The sequence below is a fragment of the Variovorax sp. J22R115 genome, assembly GCF_030317005.1.
Classification (GTDB): domain Bacteria; phylum Pseudomonadota; class Gammaproteobacteria; order Burkholderiales; family Burkholderiaceae_C; genus Variovorax.
Genome location: NZ_JASZYM010000014.1, coordinates 50,032 through 64,076, shown reverse-complemented (window position 1 = coordinate 64,076; position 14,045 = coordinate 50,032). Strand labels below are relative to the sequence as shown.

Below are 14,045 nucleotides of genomic sequence, written 5' to 3'. Positions count from 1 at the left end.
GAACCCTGCCCATGTCTGCCCAGCCCGCCACCCTGCAAATGCGCGTCGTCGAGGCGCGTGAACTCAATCCGCTGATCAAGACGTTCCGGCTGAAGCCCCTCGATGGCGGCGTGCTGCCCGGCTATACCGCCGGTGCGCACATCCGGATTCAGGTCCAGTTGCCCGATGGCACGCAGGACTGGCGCCACTACTCCCTGATCAACTTCGCCACGCAGGCCGACGCCACGGATGCGCCCACCGACTACGTCATCGCGGTGCGCAAGGAAGACGAGGGCCGTGGCGGCTCGCGCTTCATGCACGAGCGGTTGCGCGAAGGCGATGTCGTGACCATCGAAGTGCCGAAAAACGACTTTCCCCTGCACACCGGCCCCGGCGGTACCGTGCTGCTGGCCGGTGGCATCGGCGTGACGCCGCTCGCGAGCATGGCGACGCGCCGCCGCGCCGAAGGACTGCCGGTGCGCATGCACTACGCCGGCCGCAGCCGCGACCTGATGGCGTTCCTGCCCGAGCTTCAAGCCGTGCTGGGCGATGACCTGCTGGTTCATTCGGACGTCGAGCGCGGCGGCCCCTTCGACATCGGCGCGCTGCTGGATGGCATCCCGGCGGGTGACCGGCTCTACGTGTGCGGGCCGAAGGTCATGCTCGACGCCGTGCTCGCCCAGACCCAGGCGCGCGGCTGGACGCACGACCGCGTGCATTTCGAACTCTTCACCACGCCGGTGGTGGAAGAGGGAGACCACGACTTCGAGGTCGAGCTCGCCCAATCGGGCCAACGCTTCACCGTGCCGGCCGACCAGAGCATCCTCGACTGCCTGATCGAGCACGGCTGCGATCCGATGTTCGACTGCAAGCGCGGCGAATGCGGCGTGTGCGCGACGCCGGTGCTCGAAGGCGACATCGACCACCGCGACTACGTGCTGACCGCCCGCGAGAAGTCCGAAGGCAACGTCATGCAGATCTGCATCTCGCGCATCAAGGGACAGCGGCTGGTGCTGGACATCTGAAGGAGACCGAAACATGACTTCCTACCGAGGCAACCCCGACGCCGTGCGCGCGCTGGTGCAGCCCGACCGCGTGCACCGCGACCTCTACACCAGCGCCGAGCTGTTCGAGCTGGAGCAGGAGCATTTCTTCGCCAATACCTGGAACTACGCAGGCCACGAAAGCCAGATCCCGAAGTCGGGCGACTACCTCAACACCGAGATCGCCGGCCGCCCGCTGATCATCGTCCGCCACACCGATGGCTCCGTGCGCGCCATGATGAACCGCTGCGCGCACAAGGGCTCGCGGCTGGTGACCGCGCCTTGCGGCAACACGGGCAAGTTCTTTCGTTGTCCATACCACGCTTGGACCTTCAAGACCGACGGCTCGCTGCTGTCGATCCCGCTCAAGAACGGCTATGAAGGCACGCAGCTGCACGAATGCGAATCGGCCAAGGGCCTGACCACGCTGAAGAACGTGCGCAGCTACCGCGGCTTCATCTTCATCAAGATCAACGACGTGGGCCCCGACTTCGAGGAATTCTTCGGCGACTCGCTGAGCTCCATCGACAACATGGCCGACCGCTCGCCCGAGGGTGAACTTGAAATCGCCGGTGGCTGCCTGCGCTTCGTGCACCAGTGCAACTGGAAGATGTTCGTCGAGAACCTCAACGACACGATGCACCCGATGGTCGCCCACGAATCCTCCGCCGGCACCGCCAAGAACATGTGGGCCGACAAGCCGGCCGACGAACCGAAGCCGATGGCCATCGAGCAGTTCGTGCCCTTCATGTCGGACTACAAGTTCTTCGAGGACATGGGTGTGCGCACCTACGACAACGGCCACAGCTTCACGGGTGTGAACTTCAGCATCCACAGCAAGTACAAGGCAATCCCCGAGTACGACAACGCAATGAAGGCCACCTACGGCGAGGAGCGCACCGCGCAGATCCTCGGCATGGCGCGGCACAACACGGTTTACTACCCGAACCTCACGATCAAGGGCGCGATCCAGGCCATCCGCGTGGTGCGACCGATCTCTGTCGACAAGACGCTCATCGAAAGCTGGACCTTCCGCCTCAAAGGCGCCCCGCCCGAGCTGCTGCAACGCACGACCATGTACAACCGGCTCATCAATTCGCCGTTCTCGGTGGTGGGGCACGACGACCTGCAAGCCTATCGAGGCATCCAGGCCGGGCTGCATGCGAGTGGCAACGAATGGGTGAGCCTGCATCGCAACTACGACCCCGCAGAAACCGCTGGCGGCGAAATCACGACCGTAGGCACGAGCGAACTACCCATGCGCAATCAATACCGCACCTGGGCCCGCTACATGACGGAGACGATGTGATGGAGGCCGCAGTGACCCGGCAGGACCTGATCGACTTCGTGGTGAATGAATCGCGCCTGCTCGATGCCAAGCGCTACGAGGAATGGAATGCACTCTTCACTGATGACGCGTTCTACTGGGTTCCGCTCGTCCCCGACCAGGAGGACGGCATCAATCACACCTCGCACCTCTACGAGGACAAGCTGCTGCGCGATCTGCGCATCGAGCGGCTCAAGAGCCCGCGCGCGTTTTCGCAACAGCCCCCGAGCCGTTGTCACCACCTGCTGCAAATGCCGACGGTCGAAGAGTTCGATGACGTCGCCAATCGCTTCGTCGTGCGCACGGAGTTCCACTACACCGAGTCGCAGGGCGACGAGTTGCAGTTCTATGTAGGCACCTTCTTCCATCACCTCACGGTGGAAGGCGGCGCGCTGCGCATGACGCTGAAGCGCGTGAACCTGCTCAACTGCGATGCCGCCTTGCCGGCCGTGCAGCTCTTCATCTAGGCACACCATGAACGCTACCGTTCACGACGCCTTCAGCGCGAGCGCCCGACGCACGCCGCAGGCCGAGTTCCTGTTCACCGAGTCTGTCACCGCCGCGGCCTACAGCATCGAGTCGGGCGCCATTTCGTGGGGCAAGGCCGCTGCCGAAGTCGAGCGGCTGAAACTCGCTTACGCCGGCGCAGGCTATGGCCATGGTCATCGCGTCGGCTTGCTGCTGGAGAACCGGCCGGCCTTTCTCTTTCATTGGTTCGCACTCAATGCGCTGGGCGTGAGCGTGGTGCCTATCAACGCTGAAATGCGTTCCGCCGAATTGAGCTACCTGATCGGCCACAGCGAGATCGGCCTGGCCGTGACGTTGGCGCACCGCGCAGCCGACCTGCGCGCCGCCGCCGAGTCGGCGGGCATCGCCTTCGAGACGATGGGGCCGGACGACGCCGTGCCGCTGTCGAAGACCACGCCGCCTCGCGCCGGCGAACCGATCGGGCTCGCGACCGAATGCGCGCTGCTCTACACCTCGGGCACCACCGGCCGGCCGAAGGGTTGCATGCTGAGCAACGAGTACTTCCTGCGCGCGGGCCAGTGGTATGCGGAACTCGGCGACCTCTGCCCGGTCCGACCCGATGCCGAACGCATCATCACGCCGCTGCCGCTCAACCATGTGAACGCGATGGCGTTCTCGACCATGGTCGTGCTGGTCGCGGGCGGCTGCCTGGTGCAGCTCGATCGCTTCCATCCGAAGTCGTGGCTGCAGAGCGCGCGCGAGAGCGGCGCCACCATCGCCCACTACCTGGGCGTGATGCCTGCCATGCTGCTGTCGGCACCCGCGATGGCGTCCGACCGCGAGCACGCCATCCGATGGGGCTTCGGCGCCGGCGTGGATCGCAAGAACCACGGGCCTTTCGAGTCGCGCTTCGGTTTCCCGCTGGTTGAAGCCTGGGCGATGACCGAGACCGGCGCCGCCGCCTGCGTGATGGCGAACCATGAACCGCGCCATGTCGGCACGAGTTGCTTCGGCCGCCGCGAGGCATTCGTCGAGATCCGCCTCGTGGACGACGAAGGGCGCGACGCAGCCGACGGAACGCCGGGCGAACTGCTGGTGCGCTCGTCGGGCGCCGAGCCGAAGCGCTACTTCTTCTCCGGCTACCTGAAGGACGAGGATGCGACCCGCGAGGCCTGGGCCGACGGCTGGTTTCACACCGGCGACATGGTGCGGCGCGACGCCGAAGGCAACTACTACTTCGTCGATCGCAAGAAGAACGTGATCCGCCGCAGCGGCGAGAACATTTCGGCGGTCGAAGTGGAAAGTGTGCTCAACCAGCACCCGGCCGTAAAGACCTCCGCCGTGGCCGCCACGCCGGACGCAGTGCGCGGCGACGAGGTGCTGGCCTGCATCGTCATGCGCGATGACGTCGATGCATCGTCGCCCACACAGGTCGCCGCGAGCATCGTCGAGCATGCGCTGGCACAACTGGCCTACTACAAGGCACCGGGCTACATCGCCTTCGTCGACGAATTGCCGCTCACCGCCTCGCAGAAGATTCAGCGCGGCCAGTTGCGCGAACTCGCGCAGTCGCTGCCGGGGCAAGCGCACTGCATAGACATGCGCTCGATGAAAAAGAGGCAGGGATGACGACACGCCGACTTTCGTACGAAGGCGTGGCGGTCGCCGTGCCGGTCACCGTGCCCTACGTGCGCTATTCGACGCGTACCGCTCACTGGTTCCTCGGCCAGGCGATCGAGGCGCTGGTGCAGGCCAGCGGCGTGAAGAAGGAGCAGATCGACGGCCTGTGCGTCAGCAGCTTCTCGCTCGCGCCCGATACCGCCGTCGGCGTGACGCAGCACCTGGGTTTGTCCCCGCGCTGGCTCGATCACATGCCGACGGGTGGCGCATCTGGCGTGATGTGCCTGCGGCGCGCGGCACGTGCGGTGCAGGCGGGCGATGCCGACGTGGTCGCCTGCGTCGCGGCCGATACCAACCACGTCGACTCCTTCCGGCAGACGCTGGGCAGCTTCAGCAACTTCGCGCGCGACGCGACCTATCCCTATGGCTCGGGCGGGCCCAACTCGATCTTCGCCTTCATCACCGCGCACTACATGCGCACCTTCGGCGCGACCCGAGAGGACTTCGGCCGCATCGCCGTCGACCAGCGCACCAATGCGCTCAAGAATCCGCACGCGATGTTCAAGAAGCCGCTGACGCTCGACGAGTACATCGCTGCGCGGCCGATTTCCGACCCGATCCACCTGTTCGACTGCGTGATGCCCTGCGCCGGCGCGGAAGCCTTCCTCGTGATGAGCGAGGAGCGCGCGCGAGACCTCGGGCTGGCCCACGTGGTGATTCGCGGTGCGATCGAGCGGCACAACGCGTACTCGGAAGACCCGGTGATGATCCGCGGCGGCTGGCGCATGGACCGTGACGACCTCTACGCCCAGGCCGGTGCGGCGCCGACGGATATCGACTTCGTGCAGACCTACGACGACTACCCGGTGATCGTGATGATGCAGTTCGAGGACCTCGGCTTCTGCGAGAAAGGCGAGGGCTCAGCCTTCGTGCAATCGCACACGATGACGAACGACGGCAGCTTTCCCAACAACACCAGCGGCGGGCAGCTCTCGGCCGGGCAGGCCGGTGCGGCGGGTGGCTTCCTCGGCATGACCGAGGCCATCCGGCAGCTCACGGACACCGCAGGACCGCGTACCGTGCCTGACGCCCAACTGGGCTTGGTCGCCGGGTTCGGAATGGTGACTTACGACCGCTGCCTGTGCACAGGCGCAGTCATCCTAGGGAGGCCGGCATGACGATGCCCTTGATGCGCCCCAAGCGCAAGAACCCGGTGCTCCGCACCCGGCAGATGAACCTGCCGCCGTGGGCGCGAGGCCGCGTGGCGCTCGGCATCACCGCTGCCGCCGCCGAAGGCCGCTTCGAACTGCAGACCTGCGAGGACTGCGGCACCGTGCAGTACCCGCCGCGGGAGGCCTGCCACAAATGCCTCTCGCCGCGCCTGCACTGGCGCGAGCAGAGCGGCGAGGGCGAACTGCTCAGCAGCACCACGCTGCACCACAGCAACGACCTGTTCTTCCGCGAGCGGCTGCCGTGGCGGCTGGGCCTGGTGCACCTCGATGCTGGGCCGACGCTGATGGTGCACCTGCATGGCGAAGTCGGCGATGCACCCACGCGCGTGCGCGTCGGTGCCCGACTCGATCGCGCGGGCCAGGCCGTACTCATTGGATTTCCGAACGAAGGGAGCTCCCACATGGCTGACGACAAGATGCTGAGAGAAATGACGAGCGACCCGAAGTTCCGCAAGGTGCTCGTGACCGATGGCAAGACCGAAGTGGGCCAGGCCATCGTGCGTGCGCTCGTCAAGGCCGGCGCCGACATCGTGTGGGTGGGCCACGCCGAGCCGTGGAAGAAGATGGGCGGCGGGCTCGACGACATCACGGCCTTGCCGCAGGTCACGCTGGTGCCGCTCGACTTGACCAATGGTCGCTCCGTGAGCGAACTGGCCGGCGAGATCGGCGGCAAGGTCGACATCGTGATCAACAACGCCGAGGTGCATCGCAGCTTCGGTATCGGCGCGCGGCGCGGCACTGACGTGGCCAAGGCCGAGATGGACATCAACTACTTCGGGCTGCTGCGGCTCGCGCAGGAGTTCGGTCCGGCGCTGAAGGGCCGCTCGGCCGATGGCGTGACCGGTGCAACCGCGTGGGTCAACCTTCTGTCGATCTACGCGCTGAGCAACTTTCCGCCGCACGGCACCTTCAGCGCATCGAAGGCCGCGGCCCATTCGCTTGCGCAATGCTTGCGCGCCGAAATGCGGCCGGCCGGCATCCGCGTGATCAACCTGTTCCCCGGGCCGATCGACGATGAATGGAACCAGCACACGCCGCCGCCCAAGCTGGGTGCGAGCGCATTGGCGAACGCGATCGTCAAGGCGTTGCGCGACGGCGTCGAGGACGTGTACCCCGGCGACGTGGCACAGGAATGGCTCGAACGCTGGCGCGACAACCCCAAGATCCTCGAGCGCGAACTCGCAGCGGGCGGCGGCTGAGATCAGGAGCAACACGATGAGCACAGCAACAACCGAACTGATGTCCACCGCCGAAATCCTCGGCGGCCTGGTGAGCGCCATGTCGACCGGCCGCATCCGGGTGGTCGACCTCACGCAGACCCTGACGCCCGAGTTTCCGCAGATCGCGCTGCCGCCCGAGATGGGCCAGTGCTGGCCCTTCCGCATCGAGGAAGTGTCGAAGTACGACGAGCGCGGCCCCGGCTGGTACTGGAACAACTTTTCCTGCGGCGAGCACACGGGTACGCACTTCGATGCGCCCATCCACTGGATCTCGGGCCGCGATCTGCCGAACAACTCGGTGGACACGATTCCCGTGCAGCACTTCGTCGCGCCTGCTTGCGTGATCGATTGCTCGCCGCAGGTGAAGGACGATCCCGACTACCTGCTCACCATCGAAGACATCGAAGGCTACGAGGCGAACCATGGCCGCATCCCGAAGGGCGCCTGGGTGCTGATGCGCACCGACTGGTCGAAGCGCCAGGACCCGGAGGCCTACCAGAACTTCGACGAGACCGGCCAGCACACTCCCGGCCCGAGCACCGAGGCCGTGCGCTTCCTCGTCGAGCAGCGCGACGTGCTCGGCTTCGGCTCCGAAGCCATCGGCACCGATGCGGGACAGGGCTACCACCTGCGGCCGCCGTACCCGTGCCACTACTACATGCACGGTGCGGGGCGCTACGGCCTGCAGTGCCTCAGCAACCTCGACTTGCTGCCCCCATCTGGCGCGGTGCTGATCTGCCCGCCGCTCAAGATCGAGAAGGGCAGCGGCAGTCCCTTGCGCGTGCTCGCGCTGATCGGAGCGCAGCCATGAGCGCAGTACCGAAGGTTGCCGCCGTCACCGGCGGTAGCGCGGGCATCGGCAAGGCGATCTGCGAAGACCTGCTCGCACAAGGCTACGAAGTCGTGTCGCTGGCGCGCCGCCGCTCCGACATCGATCACCCGAAGCTGCACAGCATCGAGGTCGATCTCGCCGACCGCGCGGCCACGGCGCAGGCGGTGGCGGACCTGGTCCGCCGCTTCGAGGTGACGACCGTGGTCCACAACGCCGGCGTGATCCGTCCCGCGCTGCTGGCCGACGTGAAGCTCGATGATCTCGATGCGCTGGTCGATCTGCACCTGGGCTGCGCGATCCAGCTCGTGCAGGCCGCATTGCCGACGATGCGGGCGCAGCGCTTCGGTCGCGTCGTGCTGTTGTCCTCGCGCGCCGCGCTGGGCCTCGCCACGCGCACCAGCTACTCGGCGACCAAGGCTGGCATGCTGGGAATGGCGCGCACCTGGGCGCTCGAATTCGCGGGCGACGGCATCACGGTCAACGTCGTCGCGCCGGGGCCGATCCGCACCGACATGTTCTACGACGTCGTCGAAGCCGGCAGCGAGAAGGAACGCGCGCTCGCCGCATCGGTGCCGGTCAAGCGGCTTGGCGAATCGGCCGATGTGGCACGGGCCGTGCGTTTCTTTGCCGACCCTGCGAGCAGCTTCGTCACGGGTCAGGTCCTTTACGTGTGCGGCGGCACCAGCGTGGGCAGTCTGGCCCTCTAGCGGTGCGTTGCACGCATCTCCACCCAACTCATCGTTCTCTCCCTTGTCACCACGTCATCGCCTCGCTAGCATTCTTGACATCTAAATAGTTCATAAATCATGTGCTTGTTCACCCCCTGGAGGTTTGCATGAAAGTCCTGACCCGAATCTGTGCCCTGGCGGGCATTGCCGCTGGCCTCAGCGCCGTGACTGCCGCGAGTGCATGGGCGGCTGATCTCAAGGTGGGGTTCATCACCTCGCTGTCGGGCCCGGTGTCGTCGCTCGGCATCCCGTACGAGAAGGGCATCAAGGCCGCGGTGGCCTACAAGTCGGAGCTGAACGGCCGCAAGATCCAGATGGTGCAGCTCGACGATGCGTCGGACCCATCCACGGCCGCACGCAACGCCCGCAAGCTGATCGACGAGGACAAGGTCGACGTCATCATCGGCACGGCCGGCTCGCCCGGCGCGCTGGCGATTGCCGCTGTCGCACGCGAAACCAAGACGCCGCTGATCTCCATCGCGAACGCCAACCTGCCGGGCGAAGAGGGCGCATGGATGGTCACGCTGCCGCAGCCCGCACCGTTGATGGTGAGCGCGGTGGTCGAACGCATGAAGCAGTCGGGCGTGAAGACGGTCGGCTACATCGGCTTCTCCGACGCATGGGGTGATCTGGTCTACGACGCGCTGCAGAAGAGCGCCGAGCCGGCCGGCATCAAGATCGTCTCGAACGAACGCTATGCGCGCGGCGATTCGTCGGTCACGGGCCAGGTGCTGAAGATCGTTGCGCTGCGTCCCGACGCGGTCATCACCGGCACCTCGGGCACGCCCGGCGCACTGCCTTACCTCGCACTGGCAGAGCGTGGCTACAAGGGCCAGATCTACGGCATGCATGCGCTCATCAACCCGGACTTCGTGCGCGTCGGCGGCACGGCGGTCGAAGGACTGCTGGCACCCACCGGCCCGGTCATCGTCGCCGAACAGTTGCCCGACTCGAATCCGATCCGCAAGGTGTCGATGGACTTCCGCACGGCCTATCAGAAGGCGAACGGTGCTCCGCCGACCGATGCGTTCTCTGCGTATTCCTTCGACGCATGGTTGCTGTTCCTCGACGCTGCGGCTCGTACCAAGGGTGAGCCCGGTACGCCCGCCTACCGCGTCGCACTGCGCGATTCGATCGTCTCCACCAAGGAGCTGGTCGGTACGCACAGCGTCTACAACTTCAAACCCGACAACCGCTACGGCTCGGACGAACGCTCCCGCGTCATCGTCAAGCTCGAAAAGGGTCAATGGAAGCTTGTTCCTTGACCCCCAGGCTCGCGCACTTCGTGTCGCTCTCCACCCCCTTCCAGGGGGCGATACCAGCGGCCCGGCAAAGCCGGTTCCGCGGTATTCCTGAATAACCCACGTACTGATCTGGATCATGAAAAGACTCACCGCTTTCCTCGGCGTATCGGCCATTGCCCTCGCGGCTACACAGGCGCTTGCGGCGGACCTCAAGGTTGGCTTCATCAGCTCGCTTTCGGGCCCGGTCTCGGCGCTCGGCATTCCCTATGAGAAGGGCATCCGCGCGGCCATCGCCGAGCATCCGGCGCTCGCCGGCCACAAGGTCGAGCTGATCGTGCTCGATGATGCCTCCGACCCGACGACGGCCGGACGCAACGCGCGCAAGCTCGTGGTCGAGGACAAGGTCGACGTGCTCATCGGCACCTCGGGCGTGCCCGGTGCGATGGCCATCGCCGCAGTGGCGCGCGAGCTCAACACGCCGTTGATCTCGCCCACGCCCGTCACCATCCCCGGCCCCGAGGGCGCATGGACCGTGACCGTGTCGCAACCCTTCCCGCTGATGGTCGCTGCCGTCGTCGAGCGCATGAAGAAGTCGAACGTCAAGACGGTCGCCTTCATCGGCTTCTCCGATGCGCTGGGCGATCTGGCGTACGACTCGCTCGTGAAGAGCGCCGAGGCCGCCGGCATCAAGGTGGTCGCGAACGAGCGCTATGCGCGCAGCGACTCCTCCGTTGCCGGACAGGTGCTGAAGATCATCTCGGCCCGCCCCGATGCGGTGTTCGCCGGCAACTCCGGCACGCCGGGCGCGCTGCCTTATCTTGCGCTCGCCGAACGTGGCTACAAGGGTCAGATCTACGGCACGCACGGCCTCATCAACGCGGACTTCGTGCGTGTGGGCGGTGCCTCCATCGAAGGCCTGCAAGTGCCCAGCGGCCCCGTGCTGGTGGCCGACCAGTTGCCGGACAGCAACCCGATCAAGAAGGTGTCGATGGGGTTCCGCGATGCGTACAAGAAGGCCAACGGCTCGGTGCCGACGGATGCCTTCTCGTCCTACACCTACGACGCCTACCTGCTGCTCGCGGATGCGGTCTCGCGCACCAAGGGCGAGCCGGGCACGCCGCAGTACCGCGCGGCGCTGCGCGACGCGATCGTGAGCACGAAAGAGTTGACCGGCACTCACGGCATCTACAACTTCAAGCCCGACAACCGCTACGGCTCCGATCAGCGCGCGGTTGTCATCGTGCGCAGCGAAAAGGGTCAGTGGAAGCTGGTGCCCTGACGTCGACCTGGCAGCAAGCAGCGCCGCGATGAACACCTACCGCAACCGTCCCGACGCGATCCGAGCGCTGGTGCAGGACGACCGCGTGCATCGCGATGTCTACTTGAGCGACGAGCTCTTCGCGCTGGAGCAGGAGCAGTTCTTCGCCAACACGTGGCTCTACGTGGGCCACGCGAGCCAGGTGCCCAATGCCGGTGACTTCTGGTCGCTCGACCTCGCTGGGCGGCCGGTGATGATGGTCCGCCAGCCCGATGGTGCGGTGCGCGTGTTCTACAACCGCTGCGCGCACAAGGGCAGCCGGCTCGTCACCGACGAGTGCGGCAACACCGGCAAGTTCTTTCGTTGCCCGTACCACGCCTGGACCTACAAGCTCGACGGTGCGCCGCTCGCCATCCCGCTCAAGAGCGGCTACGAGGGCACGCGGCTGAAGGAGTGCGAATCGGGGCAGGGGCTCACCGCGATCCGGAACGTCCACGTCTACCGCGACTTCGTCTTCGCGCGCCTCTCCAGCGAAGGCCCGGACTTCGCGAGCTATTTCGGCGAAGTGCTGCATGCGATCGACAACATGGTCGACCGCTCGCCAGAGGGCCGCCTGACGGTCGGCGGTGGCGTGATGCGCAACATCATCCACTGCAACTGGAAGATGTACCTCGAGAACATCAACGACACGGTCCATCCGATGTCGACGCACGAGTCCGCCACGCAGGCGGCCGATGCGCTGTGGGAGGGGCGGGCGCCCGACGCGCCCAAGCCGATGGCGATGGAACAGATCCTGCCCTTCGGTTCCGGCTACGAGTTCTTCGACAAGATGGGCGGCCGCGTCTTCGCCAACGGGCACAGTGTGCTCGGCGTGAACTTCAGCATCCATTCGAACTACGCGCAGTTGCCCGAGTACGAGGAAGCGATGCGCGCCGCGCATGGTGCCGAGCGCGCCGCGGAGATCCTGCAGCGCTCGCCGCAGAACTCTGTCTTCTTTCCCAGCCTGTCGGTCAAGGGCTCGCCGCAGGTAATCCGCGTGATCCGCCCGCTGGCCGCCAACCGCACGCTGATCGAGGCCTGGAGCTTCCGCGCGGCGGGTGCGCCGGATCTGCTCTTCGAGCGCGCGATGAACTACAACCGGCTCGTCTTCTCGCCGATGTCGGTGGTCGCCCATGACGACCTGCATCTCTTCGAGAGCATGCAGCAGGGCCTGCGCGGCGAAGGCAACGAATGGGTGAGCCTGCATCGCAACTTCGATCCGGCCGAACTCGAGCAGGCATCGATCACGACCAACGGCACCAATGAACTGCTGATGCGCAACCAGTTCCGCGCCTGGGCCCGCTACATGACGGCCGGCATGGAGACGGCAGCGTGATGCAGCCGGAAGACTTCATCGCCGCCGAGGCCGCGTTGCTCGACGCCGGCCGATTCGACGACTGGCTGGCGTTGTTCACCGACGACGGCCACTACTGGGTGCCGCTGCTCGGCGCGGCACAAGTGGATCCGTACTCCCACAACTCGCTGGCCTACGAAGACCGGCTGCTGCTGCAGTTGCGCGTAGACCGGCTGAAGAACCCGCGCGCGCACTCGCAGCATCCCGCGAGCCATTGCCAGCACGTGCTCCAGCGCTCCGCCATCGAGCGCGAGGACGAAGCCTCCGGCGAGATCACGCTGCGCACGCCTTTCATCTACGTCGAGGCCCGCGGGGACGACCAAGTCCTGCTCGCCGGCACCTGCCGCCATCGGCTCGTGCGAACGCCTGACGGCTGGGCGATCCGCCAGAAGCGCGTCGACCTCCTCAACGCCGGGCGCGCACTGCCGGCCATTCAGTTGTTCATCTGAGCGAACGCTCAACCATTCCACCCCACCAGGAGTCACGACATGAAGAGCTTGATGCAGACCTTGACGCGCACCGCGTTGGCCGCCGCACTGGGTGCCGGCTTCGCCATGAGCGCGTTCGCGGCCGATCTCAAAGTCGGCCTGAGCGTTTCGCTCTCCGGCCCCAACTCCTCGCTCGGCGTGCCGTACGCCAAGGGCATGCAGGCGGCACTCGCGTACAAGCCCGAGGTCAACGGCCGCAAGATCCAGCTGATCGTGCTGGACGATGGCTCCGACCCGACCACGGCCGGCCGCAATGCGCGCAAGCTGGTCGAAGAGGACAAGGTCGACATCCTGATGGGCACCTCCGGCGTGCCCGCCGCGATCGCGATGGCGCAAGTCGGCCGCGATGCCAAGGTGCCGATGATCGGCCTCACACCGATCCAGCTCGACCCGGCCGAGAACGCGTGGGTGTTCACCGTCGCGCAGCCGACCCAGCTCATGATCGACGCGGTGGTCCAGCGCATGAAGAAGGACGGCATCAAGACCGTCGGCTACATCGGCTTTTCCGACGCCTGGGGCGACCTGGTCTACAACGCGCTGATGAAGTCCGCGCCCGAGGCTGGCATCAAGGTGCTGGGCAACGAGCGCTATGCACGCGCCGATGCCTCCGTCACCGGCCAGGTGCTGAAGCTGGTCGCGATGAAGCCCGACGCGGTGATGACTGGCGGCGCCGGCACGCCGGGCGCGCTGCCTTTCCTCGCCCTGACCGAGCGCGGCTTCAAGGGCCCGGTGTACGGTCAGCACGGCCTCATCAACCCCGACTTCGTGCGCGTGGTCGGTGCCTCCGGCCAGGGCGCGCTGATGCCCACCGGCCCGGTGATCGTGGCCGAGCAACTGCCGGCCGAGTACCCCACCAAGAATATCGCGATGGACTTCCGCTCGGTGTTCCAGAAGGTCAACAATGCACCGACCAGCGATGCCTTCTCTGCCTATTCCTTCGACGGCTGGCTGGTGTTCACCGATGCCGCCGCGCGCGCCAAGGGCGAGCCCGGCACGCCCGAGTTCAGGCTCTCGCTGCGCGATGCCATCGCGAGCACCAAGGAAGTCGTCGGCACGCACGGCGTCTACAACTTCAAGCCGGGCAATCTCTACGGCGTGGATGAGCGCGCGCGCGTGATCGTCAAGCTCGAAAACGGCCAGTGGAAATTGGCGCCCTGACCTGAACGCTGAGCCTCCAGGCCTGACCGACCAGAAGATTACGCAAAGGACTTTT

At 66.0% G+C, this 14,045-nt stretch carries 13 protein-coding genes; all 13 read left to right on the top strand.

The window, feature by feature from the left end:
* The first annotated feature begins 11 nt into the window (after positions 1–11).
* The 13 genes from QTI04_RS23950 to QTI04_RS23890 all read left to right on the top strand — a co-directional run bounded on the left by QTI04_RS23950 (position 12) and on the right by QTI04_RS23890 (position 13,990).
* A complete protein-coding gene (locus tag QTI04_RS23950; RefSeq protein ID WP_286617804.1) occupies positions 12–1,004 on the top strand; it encodes a PDR/VanB family oxidoreductase in 993 nt (330 codons plus the stop codon).
* A gap of 13 nt (positions 1,005–1,017) precedes the next feature.
* Positions 1,018–2,331: an aromatic ring-hydroxylating dioxygenase subunit alpha gene (locus tag QTI04_RS23945; protein WP_286599575.1), complete on the top strand. Its 1,314-nt coding sequence runs from the start codon at positions 1,018–1,020 to the stop codon at positions 2,329–2,331.
* On the top strand, positions 2,331–2,816 hold the full coding sequence (locus QTI04_RS23940) for an aromatic-ring-hydroxylating dioxygenase subunit beta (protein ID WP_286617803.1): 486 nt from the start codon (positions 2,331–2,333) through the stop codon (positions 2,814–2,816). Before QTI04_RS23945 ends, QTI04_RS23940 begins: the two co-directional genes overlap by 1 nt.
* A gap of 7 nt (positions 2,817–2,823) precedes the next feature.
* Positions 2,824–4,446, top strand: a complete 1,623-nt coding sequence (locus QTI04_RS23935) for an AMP-binding protein (protein ID WP_286617802.1) — start codon at positions 2,824–2,826, stop codon at positions 4,444–4,446.
* Positions 4,443–5,615, top strand: a complete 1,173-nt coding sequence (locus QTI04_RS23930) for a thiolase family protein (protein WP_286617801.1) — start codon at positions 4,443–4,445, stop codon at positions 5,613–5,615. Before QTI04_RS23935 ends, QTI04_RS23930 begins: the two co-directional genes overlap by 4 nt.
* Positions 5,612–6,868, top strand: a complete 1,257-nt coding sequence (locus QTI04_RS23925) for an SDR family NAD(P)-dependent oxidoreductase (protein ID WP_286599580.1) — start codon at positions 5,612–5,614, stop codon at positions 6,866–6,868. The genes QTI04_RS23930 and QTI04_RS23925 overlap by 4 nt, the downstream gene beginning before the upstream one ends.
* Positions 6,869–6,884: 16 nt before the next feature.
* Positions 6,885–7,700 (top strand): cyclase family protein, encoded by an 816-nt coding sequence (locus tag QTI04_RS23920; protein ID WP_286599581.1) that lies wholly within the window; start codon positions 6,885–6,887, stop codon positions 7,698–7,700.
* On the top strand, positions 7,697–8,428 hold the full coding sequence (locus QTI04_RS23915) for an SDR family NAD(P)-dependent oxidoreductase (protein WP_286617800.1): 732 nt from the start codon (positions 7,697–7,699) through the stop codon (positions 8,426–8,428). Before QTI04_RS23920 ends, QTI04_RS23915 begins: the two co-directional genes overlap by 4 nt.
* A gap of 128 nt (positions 8,429–8,556) precedes the next feature.
* Positions 8,557–9,714: an ABC transporter substrate-binding protein gene (locus tag QTI04_RS23910; RefSeq protein WP_286617799.1), complete on the top strand. Its 1,158-nt coding sequence runs from the start codon at positions 8,557–8,559 to the stop codon at positions 9,712–9,714.
* Positions 9,715–9,829: 115 nt separating this feature from the next.
* Positions 9,830–10,972: an ABC transporter substrate-binding protein gene (locus tag QTI04_RS23905; RefSeq protein ID WP_286599584.1), complete on the top strand. Its 1,143-nt coding sequence runs from the start codon at positions 9,830–9,832 to the stop codon at positions 10,970–10,972.
* Positions 10,973–11,000: 28 nt separating this feature from the next.
* Complete coding sequence (locus tag QTI04_RS23900) at positions 11,001–12,326, top strand: aromatic ring-hydroxylating dioxygenase subunit alpha (RefSeq protein WP_286617798.1); 1,326 nt, start codon at positions 11,001–11,003, stop codon at positions 12,324–12,326.
* Positions 12,323–12,793, top strand: coding sequence for an aromatic-ring-hydroxylating dioxygenase subunit beta (locus QTI04_RS23895; RefSeq protein ID WP_286599586.1), 471 nt, complete (start codon positions 12,323–12,325; stop codon positions 12,791–12,793). Before QTI04_RS23900 ends, QTI04_RS23895 begins: the two co-directional genes overlap by 4 nt.
* A gap of 39 nt (positions 12,794–12,832) precedes the next feature.
* Positions 12,833–13,990: an ABC transporter substrate-binding protein gene (locus tag QTI04_RS23890; protein ID WP_286617797.1), complete on the top strand. Its 1,158-nt coding sequence runs from the start codon at positions 12,833–12,835 to the stop codon at positions 13,988–13,990.
* Positions 13,991–14,045 lie beyond the last annotated feature (55 nt).

Coding starts and splice junctions, on each gene's coding strand:
- QTI04_RS23950 (WP_286617804.1), top strand. CDS start 12: ATGTCTGCCCAGCCCGCCACCCTGCAAATGCGCGTCGTCGAGGCGCGT.
- QTI04_RS23945 (WP_286599575.1), top strand. CDS start 1,018: ATGACTTCCTACCGAGGCAACCCCGACGCCGTGCGCGCGCTGGTGCAG.
- QTI04_RS23940 (WP_286617803.1), top strand. CDS start 2,331: ATGGAGGCCGCAGTGACCCGGCAGGACCTGATCGACTTCGTGGTGAAT.
- QTI04_RS23935 (WP_286617802.1), top strand. CDS start 2,824: ATGAACGCTACCGTTCACGACGCCTTCAGCGCGAGCGCCCGACGCACG.
- QTI04_RS23930 (WP_286617801.1), top strand. CDS start 4,443: ATGACGACACGCCGACTTTCGTACGAAGGCGTGGCGGTCGCCGTGCCG.
- QTI04_RS23925 (WP_286599580.1), top strand. CDS start 5,612: ATGACGATGCCCTTGATGCGCCCCAAGCGCAAGAACCCGGTGCTCCGC.
- QTI04_RS23920 (WP_286599581.1), top strand. CDS start 6,885: ATGAGCACAGCAACAACCGAACTGATGTCCACCGCCGAAATCCTCGGC.
- QTI04_RS23915 (WP_286617800.1), top strand. CDS start 7,697: ATGAGCGCAGTACCGAAGGTTGCCGCCGTCACCGGCGGTAGCGCGGGC.
- QTI04_RS23910 (WP_286617799.1), top strand. CDS start 8,557: ATGAAAGTCCTGACCCGAATCTGTGCCCTGGCGGGCATTGCCGCTGGC.
- QTI04_RS23905 (WP_286599584.1), top strand. CDS start 9,830: ATGAAAAGACTCACCGCTTTCCTCGGCGTATCGGCCATTGCCCTCGCG.
- QTI04_RS23900 (WP_286617798.1), top strand. CDS start 11,001: ATGAACACCTACCGCAACCGTCCCGACGCGATCCGAGCGCTGGTGCAG.
- QTI04_RS23890 (WP_286617797.1), top strand. CDS start 12,833: ATGAAGAGCTTGATGCAGACCTTGACGCGCACCGCGTTGGCCGCCGCA.